This window comes from Bordetella holmesii (assembly GCF_020735985.1).
GTDB classification, from domain to species: Bacteria; Pseudomonadota; Gammaproteobacteria; order Burkholderiales; family Burkholderiaceae_B; genus Bordetella; species Bordetella holmesii.
This window is the reverse complement of record NZ_CP085973.1, coordinates 2666246-2679382: the sequence shown is the minus strand read 5'-3', so window position 1 is coordinate 2679382 and position 13137 is coordinate 2666246. Positions and strand designations below refer to the sequence as shown.

General features: G+C 62.6%; 8 protein-coding genes and 2 pseudogenes. 4 read left to right on the top strand and 6 right to left on the bottom strand.

The window, feature by feature from the left end:
• Nucleotides 1–11: 11 nt before the first annotated feature.
• The 5 genes and pseudogenes from LK440_RS12795 to risA all read right to left on the bottom strand — a co-directional run bounded on the left by LK440_RS12795 (nucleotide 12) and on the right by risA (nucleotide 4714).
• Nucleotides 12–1233 (bottom strand): annotated as a pseudogene (locus LK440_RS12795) (ISL3 family transposase).
• A 130-nt stretch (nucleotides 1234–1363) separates the two neighbouring features.
• The gene (locus LK440_RS12790) at nucleotides 1364–1882 is read right to left on the bottom strand and encodes a carboxymuconolactone decarboxylase family protein (RefSeq protein ID WP_005012060.1); all 519 of its coding nucleotides are present in this window, start codon (nucleotides 1880–1882) and stop codon (nucleotides 1364–1366) included.
• Nucleotides 1883–1938: 56 nt separating this feature from the next.
• Complete coding sequence (locus tag LK440_RS12785; RefSeq protein ID WP_005012062.1) at nucleotides 1939–2487, bottom strand: peroxiredoxin; 549 nt, start codon at nucleotides 2485–2487, stop codon at nucleotides 1939–1941.
• 63 nt (nucleotides 2488–2550) lie between these two features.
• A pseudogene (gene risS / locus LK440_RS12780) lies at nucleotides 2551–3993 on the bottom strand (sensor histidine kinase RisS).
• The gene (gene risA / locus LK440_RS12775) at nucleotides 3980–4714 is read right to left on the bottom strand and encodes a response regulator transcription factor RisA (RefSeq protein WP_005012063.1); all 735 of its coding nucleotides are present in this window, start codon (nucleotides 4712–4714) and stop codon (nucleotides 3980–3982) included. The pseudogene risS and the gene risA overlap by 14 nt, the downstream one beginning before the upstream one ends.
• A 135-nt stretch (nucleotides 4715–4849) precedes the next feature.
• Between risA and LK440_RS12770 the strand changes: the two genes are divergently transcribed.
• The 3 genes from LK440_RS12770 (at nucleotide 4850) to LK440_RS12760 (ending at nucleotide 8010) form a co-directional block, all read left to right on the top strand.
• Nucleotides 4850–5800 carry an IS481-like element IS481 family transposase gene (locus LK440_RS12770; protein WP_005012067.1) on the top strand — a complete coding sequence of 317 codons (951 nt, stop codon included), beginning with the start codon at nucleotides 4850–4852 and terminating at the stop codon, nucleotides 5798–5800.
• A gap of 93 nt (nucleotides 5801–5893) precedes the next feature.
• The gene (locus LK440_RS12765) at nucleotides 5894–7156 is read left to right on the top strand and encodes a bifunctional tRNA (adenosine(37)-N6)-threonylcarbamoyltransferase complex dimerization subunit type 1 TsaB/ribosomal protein alanine acetyltransferase RimI (protein WP_005012069.1); all 1263 of its coding nucleotides are present in this window, start codon (nucleotides 5894–5896) and stop codon (nucleotides 7154–7156) included.
• Nucleotides 7156–8010, top strand: coding sequence for a uracil-DNA glycosylase (locus tag LK440_RS12760; RefSeq protein WP_005018858.1), 855 nt, complete (start codon nucleotides 7156–7158; stop codon nucleotides 8008–8010). The genes LK440_RS12765 and LK440_RS12760 overlap by 1 nt, the downstream gene beginning before the upstream one ends.
• 13 nt (nucleotides 8011–8023) lie before the next feature.
• Here the strand turns inward: LK440_RS12760 and lplT are convergent, their stop codons facing one another.
• The gene (gene lplT, locus LK440_RS12755; protein ID WP_005012072.1) at nucleotides 8024–9337 is read right to left on the bottom strand and encodes a lysophospholipid transporter LplT; all 1314 of its coding nucleotides are present in this window, start codon (nucleotides 9335–9337) and stop codon (nucleotides 8024–8026) included.
• A 262-nt stretch (nucleotides 9338–9599) separates the two neighbouring features.
• Between lplT and smc the strand changes: the two genes are divergently transcribed.
• A complete protein-coding gene (gene smc / locus LK440_RS12750) occupies nucleotides 9600–13130 on the top strand; it encodes a chromosome segregation protein SMC (protein WP_005012073.1) in 3531 nt (1176 codons plus the stop codon).
• Nucleotides 13131–13137: the final 7 nt, after the last annotated feature.

Sequence of the window (13137 nt, the reverse complement as noted above, 5' to 3'; positions counted from 1 at the left end):
AAAAAAAAGGTTCATCGAGGAATATCGGGGAATGCAGACCGGATCTTGAGGAAGAAGTACTCCTGATCGCGGTAGCCGTAGGCGCGGCGCTTGATGACTTTGATGGTGTTGTTGATGCCCTCGACGATGCTGGTGTTGAGCCGGTGGCGACAGCGAGACAGAATCCCGTGCAGATAGGCTTTTAGCTTGAGCGCGAAGTGAGCCAAGGCGGCGATGCCGCTGCCCTGAGCCTGTTGCAGCCAGTGATCCCATGCCTGGCGGGCGTAGCCGGGGGTGTTGGTAGAACCACAGCTGTTTGAGCTCATCGCGCATCAGATAAGCGGTGAGCAAGGGCTGGTTGGCCTGGAGCAACTCGTCCAACTTTACCGATTGGCACGGATCGAGGTTTTTGCGATTGCGCAGCAGTAGCCAGCGACTGGACTTGATCACCCGGCGGGCCGGCTTGTCGTGCCGCAACTGGTTCGCTTGGTCTACACGCACCCGGTCTATCACTTCACGGCCGTACTTGGCCACGACGTGGAACAGGTCGTAGACGATCTCGGCGTTGGGGCAGTTGGCCTGGATCTCCAGCTCATAGGCCGTCGTCATGTCGATCGCTACGGCCCGGATCTGCTGGGCAACCCCAGTTGGCAGTTGTTCGAAGAAGGCTCTGGCCGTCTCGCGCGAGCGGCCATCACCGATCCATAGCACCTGACGGCGGATCGGATCGACAACGACCGTGGCATAACGATGGCCCTTGTGTAGAGCGAACTCGTCCATCGCTAGGTAGTGGATCTGGCTCCAGTCCGGCTCTTGGATCGCCCGTCGCAGCAGGGCCTTGTCCAGCGCCTTGACCGTGTGCCAACCCAGTTGGAAGAAGCGCGCCACGGCCAGAATGTTGCTGGACTCAAGCAACTGGCTGACCGCCTCGGCCAGCCGGTCGGTCACTCGCTGGTAACGGCCCAGCCAGCTCAGCCTCTCCAGATGCGGTCCACCGCACTGCTCGCACCAGACCCGCCGACGCGGCACTACCAGCGTCACTCGCAGCGCCATTAGCGGCAGATCCCGCACCCGGCGCGTGGTCGTCTCATGCACCTGCCGACATCGGTTGCCGCAGTGCTCGCAGTGCATCGTTCGCGCTGAAGGCTTCAGGTAAATCGTGACCGTCCGGCTCTCACCTTCAGGCCACACGACCCGCTCCACCCGATAACCTTCCCACCCACCCAACCTCTCGATCGTCTTGCGGTCCAGCATGATCCCGGCCTTGATCCTTGAAAAATCAAGGATCAAGCGTAACGGCAATCAAGCACGGCTCCACGCTATTCCGCGATGAACCAAAAAAAACCGGCTCTGCTGAGCCGGTCGTGCCTTGTTGCAGGCGGGCTTACTTGCCTTGAGCAGCCAGGGCCAACGCTGCGGCATTGATCACCGAAGCGATTCGGCCTGCATCGCGCAGTTGTTCGGTCGACAGGCCGTCGTTCTTCAGGTTTTCATAGTGCGACTGGACGCAGAAGTGGCATTTGCCCACGATGGATGCGACCAGCGCGAAGAGTTCGAAGCGCTTTTTCTCGACGCCGCCGTGCGAGGCGTAGGCATTCATGCGCAATTGCGCCGGCAGACTCTTGAGTTGAGCGTCGCCGCTCATCTCCACATAGGGGTACCAGGTATTGTTCATGCCCATGAGGGCTGCGGCCGTCAAGGTTGCGTTGGCGTCGGTTTCCGACAGGGCACCCTTGAAGGCATTAATCAGAAAAGCATTGCCCGAAGCGTAGGCTGCGGCCAGGCCAGCGCCGAGCGCATCCTCTTGCGCCAGGGTGGAGCGCGCAATCACGCTGTCCAGATTCAGGCGAATGTCCTTGGCCCAATCCGGCAGTTGGTCCTTGATGGTAGAAAGGAATTCCATAGTTTTTACCTATAGTCTGGAGGAAGAAAAGGCCCGGACGAGCCGGGCCCAAGGCATTACAGCGTAGCGCCGCCCACGTTGCGGTTGCACGGGCAGAGTTCGTCCGTTTGCAGACCGTCCAGCAAGCGCAGCACTTCTTCAGGGTTGCGACCGACGTTCAGGTTGTTGACCGAAACGTGCTGGATGGTGTTGTCGGGGTCGACGATGAAGGTCGCGCGCAGAGCAACGCCAGCGCCCTTTTCGCGCACGCCGAGTTGGTCGATCAGAGCACCGGTGGTGTCACCGAACTGGTAGTGACCCAGCTTGTTGAGATCCGGGTGCTCACGGCGCCAGGCCAGCTTGACGAATTCGTTGTCGCTCGAGCCACCCAGCAGGACGGCGTCACGGTCTTCGAAATCCTTGGCCAGCTTGTTGAAGCCGACGATTTCGGTCGGGCACACGAAGGTGAAGTCCTTCGGGTAGAAATAGATGACCTTCCACTTGCCGGGGAACGAGCTTTCGGTGATTTCTTCAAAAGCGGACACGCCGTTTTCTTCGTACTGATTGAAGCCGGGCTTGACGCCGGTGACCTTGAAAGGCTCGAGCTTGTCGCCAACAGTTTTCATGTGCTACTCCCAATAAGTTGTTGGTGGAGGTGGAGCGTAAAGCTCCAAACCGCTAATTCTACGCTATTGATTTGGCGTGTCTAATTGATAATTTCTAAGTTTGGCTTTGGGTAACTCTATCCTGGCCGTCAGCCCGCCGCCCTGTCGGGGCAGCATTCTGAGAGAGCCGCCGACGTGCTTGAGCAGGCGTTCGACAATGGCCAGACCCAGTCCCGCGCCACTGACGCCGGTGCGAGCGGCCTCACCTCGCGAGAAGGGTCGCAGCAGGCGTTCGACCTCTTCGGCGGCTATCCCCGGGCCCCGATCAGACACTTCGATGGTCAGCGTATTGCCTTTGGATTGCACGGTCATGACCAAATGGGCGAGCCCGTCGGTCGAGCGACTGTAGCGGCGCGCGTTTTCGATCAGATTGCCGACGATGCGCTTGAGGTCGAGCGCGGTGATACGGGCGCGCAGCCCGGGTTCGATACTGGCTTCCAGTTCGCCGCCCAGTGAGCCCGTATGGCTGCGTTCGCGCTCGTAAAGCTCGCTCAGCACCGAGGAGATGTCGGTAGCCAGTTGGGGCAGGGTACCGGCCGGACGCGCGTACTCCATCAACTGGCCGATGCTGTGGTCAATCTGACCCAGATCTTCGTCGATGGCCTGGCGTGCGTCTTCTGAGACGCCGCTCATTTCGATTTCCAGACGCATGCGTGCCAAGGGCGTTCGCAGATCGTGCGAGATGCCCGCCAGCATGAGCTCGCGATCGGCTTCCGCCTGGCGCAGATCTTTGGCCATGCGGTTGAAGGAGGCGTTGAGATCGCGTATCTCCAATGGGCCCTGTTCGGGCAGCGGCGCCGGCGTCTCGCCGCGCGAAAGCACTTGGGCCGCCCGGGCCAGCCGCGATAGCGGCCGATTGACAAAACCCACGCTGACCGCTGCCCCCACCAGAGAGAGCAAGAGCGCGGTGGCGCCCCAGCCCAACCATTCGATACCATCGGTAAGTCCGATTTGCTCGCGCTCGAAAACCAGCCAGTAAAGATCCTGATCTATCCGGAAACTCACCCAGAACCCGGGAACCTGATTCACGCTCCAGGCAATCTGCGTATCCGGACCGAAACGGGTGCGGATATGCTGCGCGACCCTTTGCCAGTAGTCGTCGTCAGGCAGCGCTTCGGTGAAGTCGGTGATTTCGCGCGGGTAGACCTGGATGCCTTCATTGGTGGCCAGGTCCAGCAGCAGTTTGCTGCGCTCGTCGGCGTGCGAATAGATCAGCGCGGTGCGCGTGATATTGACGGCGGTGATCACGCGCTGAGCCATTTGGTTGGCGCGCGGTCCCTATTCCATACTGAAAAACACCTGCAGCCAAGCCGCCAGGCTCACGAGCATGAGCGCGGCCAGCAGCAAAAAAGTGCGCCCGAACAAGCCGAGGCGCAACCCTGAAGTGAGTTTCTTTATATTTTTCTGCAGTAGGGGCACGAAGCTTTGCTCCTGCCCGGCGCGGCTTGCTGACTCAGCTGCCGCCATCCGGGACGAAGACATATCCCAAGCCCCAAACGGTTTGAATGAAGACGGGTTTAGACGGATTGGATTCGATCAGTTTGCGCAAACGCGAAATCTGCACGTCCAGGCTGCGGTCGAACGCCTCGTACTCGCGGCCGCGGGCCAGCTCCATGAGCTTGTCGCGCGACAGTGGGATCTTGGGGTGGCGGGCAAAGACCTTCAGGACCGAGAACTCGCCGGTGGTGATGGGCACCTGCTCGCCATTGCGGGTAAGGGTGCGGGTCGACAGGTTGAGCACATAGGGCCCGAAAGCAATCGACTCGTTCTCCTGGCTGGGAGCGCCCGGATGCTCTTCCGTGCCACGGCGGCGCAGGATCGCATTGATGCGGGCCAGCAGCTCTCGCGGGTTGAAAGGCTTGGACAAGTAGTCGTCAGCGCCCATTTCAAGGCCGACGATACGGTCGATCTCTTCGGCCTTGGCGGTCAGCATGATGATGGGTGTATTGTCGTGGCCGCCCCGCAGCCGTCGGCAGATCGACAGACCATCCTCGCCCGGAAGCATCAAATCGAGGACGAGCAGGTCAAAGTGCTCACGCTGCCAGAGCTTGCCCATTTCCTTGGCATCCTCGGCAACGAAGACATTGAACCCTTGTTCCGACAGGTAGCGGCGCAGCAGATCGCGCAGGCGCGGATCATCGTCGACAACCAGGATCTTGCGGGTGGGGGTGGTGTTTTGCGTATTCATGGCCAAAAATGTAACAGTGACAAGAAACGGCGGCTAGTTGTGAAGATTCAATAGGTTGTATGCATGGTTCATCCGAACCGGATTTGAGAAACTGGAAATCGCCAACCCCCCAGTTCACTCAAGGAGCCCGGCCGGATGAACACCCATAAGCATGCCCGATTGACCTTCCTACGTCGACTCGAAATGGTCCAGCAATTGATCGCCCATCAAGTTTGTGTACCTGAAGCGGCCCGCGCCTATGGGGTCACCGCGCCGACTGTGCGCAAATGGCTGGGCCGCTTCCTGGCTCAGGGCCAGGCGGGCTTGGCCGATGCGTCCTCGCGCCCGACGGTCTCGCCCCGAGCGATTGCGCCGGCCAAGGCGCTGGCTATCGTGGAGCTGCGCCGCAAGCGGCTGACCCAAGCGCGCATCGCCCAGGCGCTGGGCGTGTCAGCCAGCACCGTCAGCCGCGTCCTGGCCCGCGCCGGTCTGTCGCACCTGGCCGACCTGGAGCCGGCCGAGCCGGTGGTGCGCTACGAGCATCAGGCCCCCGGCGATCTGCTGCACATCGACATCAAGAAGCTGGGACGTATCCAGCGCCCTGGCCACCGGGTCACGGGCAACCGACGCGATACCGTTGAGGGGGCCGGCTGGGACTTCGTCTTCGTGGCCATCGATGACCACGCCCGCGTGGCCTTCACCGACATCCACCCCGACGAGCGCTTCCCCAGCGCCGTCCAGTTCCTCAAGGACGCAGTGGCCTACTACCAGCGCCTGGGCGTGACCATCCAGCGCTTGCTCACCGACAATGGCTCGGCCTTTCGCAGCCGCGCCTTCGCCGCGCTGTGCCATGAGCTGGGCATCAAGCACCGCTTTACCCGACCTTACCGCCCACAGACCAATGGCAAGGCCGAACGCTTCATCCAGTCGGCCTTGCGTGAGTGGGCTTACGCTCACACCTACCAGAACTCCCAACACCGAGCCGATGCCATGAAATCCTGGCTACACCACTACAACTGGCATCGACCCCACCAAGGCATCGGGCGCGCTGTACCCATCTCCAGACTCAACCTGGACGAATACAACCTATTGACAGTTCACAGCTAGTGGGTATTCACAAGATATTACATATTGCACTGGAACGTAGAATTTGTTCTTACATTCAGGGTAGTTGCGGCCGATTTCGTACAATTAGGGCCTATGGATCTGAACCTGCTTGCCGTTGAAACATCTTCCGCGCGCTGCGGCGTAGCCCTGCTGCTGCGGCGCGACGGCCAAGAGTGCCTGACCGTGCTGGAGCACGAAGGTGCCCAGGAGCACGCCGAGCGCCTGCTGCCCATGGCGGGCCGTTTGCTCGCTCAGGCGGGCTTGAGCCCGGACGCCTTGCACGGAGTGGCTTTCGGCCAGGGGCCTGGAGGATTCACCGGGTTGCGGGTGGCCTGCGGTGTAGCTCAAGGCGTGGCGATGGGCCTGGATATTCCGGTTCTGCCCGTGGTCTCTCATATGGCGGTTGCCGAAGCTGCCGGAGCGCTCTACGGCCAGGCGGTGGTTGTGGCGCTCGACGCCCGAATGGAGGAAGTCTACGCGGCGGTTTACCGCCGAGTGCCCAGCCCGGAAGGTCCCGCCTGGGAGGCGTTGCAGGCACCTCTGCTGATTGCCGCCGCTGAATTGTTGCCTTGGGTTCGGCACCAGATGGGGGTCTGGCGTCTCGAGGGTCCGCCTTTGCTGGCCGGAGATGCCTGGACAGTGTATCCCGAAGCCATGCCGGTTCCGGCGGATTGGCCCCGCAGCCCGGCGGCGCGCCCGCAGGCCTACGAGGTGGCACGTCTGGCCGTACGCGACTGGGAGCGTGGCTTGGCCGTGGCACCCGAACTGGCCGCGCCCCTCTATGTGCGTGACAAGGTCGCGTTCACCACGGTCGAACGGCAGCAGGGCTTGGGAGGCAATCCCCGGGCCGAGCGTGCGCTGGTCACGTCCAGGCCGCCGGAGCCCGTGGACGATGACACGCCGATCGAGCCTATGACGCAGGCCGATTTGCCCGCTGTCGCCGCTCTGGAGGCACGCGTGCAGGCCTTCCCCTGGACGCAAGGCAATTTCGCTGATGCACTGGCAGCCGGTTATGACTGTTGCGTGCTGCGTAGCGGCGGACAGATCGCCGGATTTTGCGTGCTCATGCACGCCCCGGATGTCTCGCACATTCTGGTCATCGCGGTCGATCGCGACAGCCAGCGCCGTGGCTTGGGACGCCGCCTTATCGCCTGGAGCGCGGCACGCGCCCGTTTGCATGCCGTGCCGGCCCTGCTGCTGGAGGTCCGACCGTCCAATCAGAAGGCACTTGATTTCTATGCGCAGCAGGGCTTTCTGCGGGTGGGGTTGCGCAAAGACTATTATCCGGCCGGCCATGGCAAGCGTGAGGACGCCTGGGTGATGCACAAAGCGCTCTCGGCCGAGGCCGCAGCATGATGGCAGCGGTCCGAGTCAACCCTCTGCAGCGATTGTGGCTGCGCGAAATCGGGATCGAAAAAACCTGGTTGCGCACGCCCGAGCATGAGGCAGCCCCGGCATCGGCCGGGATCGAACCGGCTATCGAGCGCGTCGTGGTGGACCCCCCCGCACCCGTGGCCAGGCCCGCGCCCTTAGCCCGTCCCGAGGCGCAGCCGCTGCGACCGGTCGTGACCTCCCGGCCGCAGGCCGAGGAGGCCGCCGACGTATCCGCGGCTGGCAACGCCGGTATCGACGTTGCGCGGCGCGTGGCCAGTCAGGATTTGCAGCAACTGGAGCGGGAAGTGTTCGCCTGCACCGCTTGCGGACTATGCCAGGGGCGCAAACATGCGGTCTTTGGCGAGGGCGCAAGGCCGGCCCGCTGGCTTGTGGTGGGCGAGGCGCCAGGAGAGCAGGAGGACAGGCGTGGCCTGCCTTTCGTGGGGCGTTCGGGGCAGTTGCTCGACGCGATGCTGGCGTCGGTGGGTATGAGCCGCGAGCGCGATGTATTCATCGCCAATGTGATCAAGTGCCGCCCGCCGGGCAACCGAAATCCAAAACCGGAAGAAATTGCAGCTTGCAGTCCTTACCTAATGCGTCAGATCGACCTGATCGAGCCGGACCGCATTCTGGTGCTGGGGCGATTTGCCGCCCAGACCCTGCTGGGCACGGACGCGACCATCGGTAATCTGCGGGGCCGCCGGCATACGCTGAAAACCGAACAGGGCCGGGACATCCCCGTGGTGGTGAGCTATCACCCGGCATATTTGCTGCGCAGCCCGTCCGAGAAGGCCCGGGCCTGGCAGGATCTGCAACTGGCGCTGCGCGACGACTGACCGGCCTGCGGCCTCAGTGCAGGGAATCCAGGGCTTTGCCGTGGCCTTCCTGGCCAATCTGCTCATACAGCTCGGGATGGCGTGTCAGATTGCGTTTGCTCCAGCGCATGAAGACCAGCATCAAGATGGTCACGATCAGCCCGAAGATCACGATGACCGTATTGATCGACATGTTCAGCCACAACATCAGGGTGTAGACGGCGACCATGAGCAGGATATTGAGCTGCTCATTGAAGTTCTGCACCGCGATGGAGTGACCCGCGGAAAGCAGCACATGGCCGCGATGCTGCAGCAGGGCGTTCATGGGCACGACGAAAAAGCCTGCTAGTGCCCCGGTGACCAGCAACAGCAGGTAAACGCTCCAGGGCGAGTACACCAGGGGCATGAGCAGAACGACCAGGCCCATGGCCGCGCCCACCGGCAGGACGCATAGCGCCCGGCGCAAGGGGATGCGGCCCGCGGCAACCGAGCCCATGACCGTGCCAAGCGCTGCCACGCCCATCAAGATGGAAGCCTGGTCCAGGCGATAGCCAAGGTGGCTACGTCCCCATTCGATGACAATGAGTTGCAGAGTGGCGCCCGCGCCCCAGAAAAGCGTGGTCACGGCCAGGGAAATCTGGCCCAGCTTGTCATGCCACAAAACCCGTACATAGCCAGCGAACGTGCACATGAGCTTGATGGGGTTTTTCTGTTGCGTCGGGTAGCGCACATGCGTGTTGGGGATCAGCAGGTTGCACAGCGCAGCCAGCAGATAGACCACGGCAATCACCAGAATGGCAGCCTCGGCCGGAGTGCGCACCAGTTTCCCCAGGCCGGGATGATGCAGCAGCAGCCCGGAGACGGCGGGCGATATCAGAGTGCCGCCCAAAACCGTGCCGATGATGATCGACAGCACGGTCAGGCCTTCTATCCAGCTGTTGCCCTTGACGAGCATGGCCGGCGGCAGCATTTCCGTGACGATGCCGTACTTGGCCGGCGAATAGGCCGCCGCGCCAATACCTACCAGGCCATACGCCGCGCAAACCAGATAGGTCTGGTAGGCGGCGGGCACGCCTAGGCTGGCGTAGGAAAACATCAGCAAGCAGCCAGCGACCTTGAGCGCGTTGGTCACGAACATGACCCGCCCCTTGGGGAAGGAATCTGCGAATGCGCCGACGAAAGCCGCCAGCACCACATAGGCCAGGGCGAACGACCATTTCATCAGGGGTGCCATCCAGTCGGGGCCGTGAAGCTCCAATATCAGGGCGATGGCGGCAATGAACAATGCATTGTCCGCCATTGAAGAGAAGGCCTGGGCGGCCATGACCAGATAAAACCCGCGTTTCAAGAATGTCCCCGCTGCTGCCGGCCATAGGCGGCCGAATTGTTGGAATTCAGTGTCAGATTGAGAGTGTGAGCGAGTATAGCGTCCGAGCCCGCGTAACGTGCGTTGGCGTTTCCCCGCGGCAGCGGCCAACGGCGATCTTTGGCGGGATGGTTACTGGGGTATCATACGACCGTTACCAGACCGGCCTTCGAGGCCGGTTTGCCAATCTGTGCGGCAGGTCCGTTCAACGCCCTCGTTCAACCTACCCGGTCCGTCATCTCCAGTGCGCCTTACCCAACTCAAACTCGCCGGTTTCAAATCTTTTGTCGATCCCACGGTGATCCCCGTGCCCAGCCAACTGGTTGGCGTGGTGGGTCCGAACGGCTGCGGCAAGTCCAATATCATCGACGCGGTGCGTTGGGTGCTGGGCGAGGCCAAAGCCTCCGAGCTGCGTGGCGAATCCATGCAGGACGTCATTTTCAACGGCTCCGGCAACCGTAAACCGGCCGCGCGCGCCTCGGTTGAAATGGTGTTCGACAATAGCGAGGGCCGGGCTGCCGGCCAATGGAGCACCTATTCAGAGATCGCCGTGCGGCGCGTGCTGACTCGCGATGGCACCAGTAGCTACTACGTCAATAATCAGCAGGTCCGCCGCCGCGACATCCATGACATCTTCCTGGGCACGGGCCTGGGCGCGCGCGGGTACGCCATCATCGGTCAAGGCATGATCAATCGCCTGATCGAGGCGCGCCCTGAAGAACTGCGGGTGTTCCTCGAAGAGGCGGCCGGCGTGTCGCGCTACAAAGAGCGTCGGCGCGAAACGGAAAACCGCCTCTCGGACACGCGCGAAAACCTGACCCGGCTCGAAGACATTCTGCGCGAGCTGGGCAGCCAGTTAGAGAAGCTCGAGGCGCAGGCCGAGGTTGCGCGTCAGTATCGCGACCTGCAGGCCGATGGTGAGAAAAAACAATTTGCGCTCTGGTTCTTGAAAGAGAGCGGAGCGCGCGAAGAGCGCGACCGCAAAGGCCAGGAAATGGCGCAGGCGCAGAACCACCTGGAGGCTGCCATCGCCCAGCTGCGAGCCGGTGAAGCTGCGCTGGAGTCGCGCCGCCAGGCCCACTACGCCGCCAGCGATGCCGTGCACCAGGCCCAGGGCCTGCTCTATGAGGCTAATGCCCAGGTCAGCCACCTCGAGGCCGAGATCCGCCATGTCGTGGACTCTCGGAATCGTCTTCAGGCCCGGCGCGATCAGTTGCAAGCCCAGATCGAAGAATGGAACAGCCAGCAGGAGCACTGCACCGAGCAGATCGCGGCGGCCGAGGACGACCTGACCACGGCTGCGGCACGCACCGAGGAGGCGCGCGCGGCGGCCGAGGACGCCCAGGACGGGTTGCCGGCGATTGAGGCGCGTGTGCGCGAGGCTGCGGCCGGGCGCGATGAAATGCGCGTTGCGCTGGCGCGGGTCGAGCAGAACCTTGCTCTGGCGGCCCAGACGCAGCGCGACGCCGATCGCCAGATCCAGGCGCTGGAGCAGCGTCGCGAGCGTCTGCAGCAGGAACTGCGCGAACTGCATACCCCCGACGTGGCGCGCTTGGAGCAGCTCGCTGGTGATCGTTATGCCGGTGAGGAACAATTGCAGGCCGCTCAGGCTGAGCTCACGGCCCTCGAAGGCCGCGTACCCGAGGCAGACACTGCGCGCAGCCAGGCCCAAAGCGCCGCTCAGCAGCAAGCCCAAGCCCTGGCGCGTCTGGATGCCCGCCTGGCTGCTCTGGTGAAGTTGCAAGAAGACGTGCAAAAGCAGGGGGCGTTGGAGCCCTGGCTGGCCAAGCATGAGCTCGCCAGTCTTGGCCGCCTGTGGCAGAAACTTCATGTGGAAACCGGATGGGAGGCTGCGCTGGAAGCGGCCTTGCGTGAGCGCATGGCCGCTCTCGAGGTGCGCAACCTGGACTGGACTCGGGCTTTCGCCGACGATGCCCCGCCTGCCCGGTTGGCGTTCTATCAGACGCCGGCAGCGTCTGCGGCTCCGGTTGCCGCCGCAGGGCTCACGCCTCTGGCCAGTCTGCTGCGCATCACCGACCCGGATCTGCGCGCGTTGCTCACGGAATGGCTGCGTGGCGTGTATGTCGCCCCGGATTTCGCTCAGGCCCTGGGCGCTCGGGCGACACTGCCAGCCGGCGCGGCCTTTGTGGTCAAAGCCGGCCACCTGGTCGATGCCCACGGCGTGCGCTTTTATGCTCCGGACTCCGAGCAGGCTGGTATGCTGGCCCGCCAACAGGAAATCGAAAATCTGCAGCGCGAGATCAAAGCGCAGCAGTTGATCGCCGACCAGTCGCGCAGCGCCGTAGCGCGCGCGGAACTGGCCTGGCAGCAGGTGTCCCAGGCCTTGGGGCCTGCTCGCCAGCGGGTCGGCGAATTGACGCGCCGCCTGCATGACGTACAGCTTGAGCACTCACGTCTGCAACAGCAGGCCGAGCAATCCGGCGAGCGCGCCCGGCGGCTTCGTGAAGATCTCCAGGAGCTGGCTGCCCAGGAAGAAGACCTGCGTGCCACGCGCGAGGAGGCCGAGGCGCGCTTCGAGACGCTCGACACGGAGTTGGCCGAACATCAGGGACGCTTTTCCGATGCCGAAATCGATGGAGAAAGCATCGCGGCGTCAGCCGAAGCCGCCCGGGCCCGACTGCGCGAGCTCGAGCGGGGGGCTCAGGAAGCCGAGTTTGCCGAGCGCGGTATCCAGGTTCGTATTACGGATCTGCAGCGTAACCGGCAATTGGCCCTGGATCAGAGCCAGCGCGCCGGTAGTGAGCTTGCACAGTTGGAGGTCGAACTCTCCGAGTTGGATGCGTCGGCGACCCAGGCAGGTCTGCAGGACGCGCTCGAGCAGCGCGTCGAGCGTGAAGAGGCCCTGTCGCTGGCGCGCCAGGAGTTGGACAATCTGTCGGCCCTATTGCGCGGCGCCGACGAGGATCGCTTGCAGCAGGAGCGGTTGCTGGAGCCTTTGCGGGCCCGGATTACCGAGTTGCAACTGCAGGAGCAGGCCGCCAGACTGGCCGAAGAACAGTTCACCGAGCAGCTCAATGCACGCGAAGTGGACCGCCAGACCCTGGCACAGGAACTCGCTTCCATGCCGGAAGAGTGGCGGCGCGCCAGTTGGCTGCAGTCGGAAGTTGGCAAGATTTCACGCCAGATCGAAGCTCTGGGATCCGTCAATCTGGCGGCCTTGGATGAGTTGAGCACGTCGCGAGAGCGCAAGACCTTCCTGGATTCTCAGCAGCAGGATCTGTTGACGGCCATCGAGACCCTCGAGGACGCCATTCGCAAGATAGACCGTGAAACCCGTGAGCTGTTGCAGGAAACCTTCAATACGGTCAACGGCCATTTCGGCGAGCTCTTTCCCAAGCTCTTTGGCGGCGGCGAGGCCAAGCTCACCATGACGGGCGATGAAATTCTTGATGCCGGGGTGCAGGTCATGGCGCAACCGCCTGGCAAGCGCAACAGCACCATTCATCTGTTGTCCGGCGGCGAGAAAGCCCTGACCGCAACAGCACTGGTGTTCGCTTTGTTCAAGCTCAACCCGGCGCCGTTCTGCCTGCTCGATGAGGTGGACGCGCCCTTGGATGATGCCAACACTGAGCGATATGCCAACCTCGTGAGCAATATGAGTGAGCAGACTCAGTTCCTATTCATCTCTCACAATAAGATAGCCATGCAGATGGCCAAGCAATTGGTCGGCGTTACCATGCAGGAACAAGGGGTTTCGCGTATCGTTGCCGTAGATATCGATTCGGCCGTGCAGATGGCCGCCGAAGCCGCTTAACCACCTC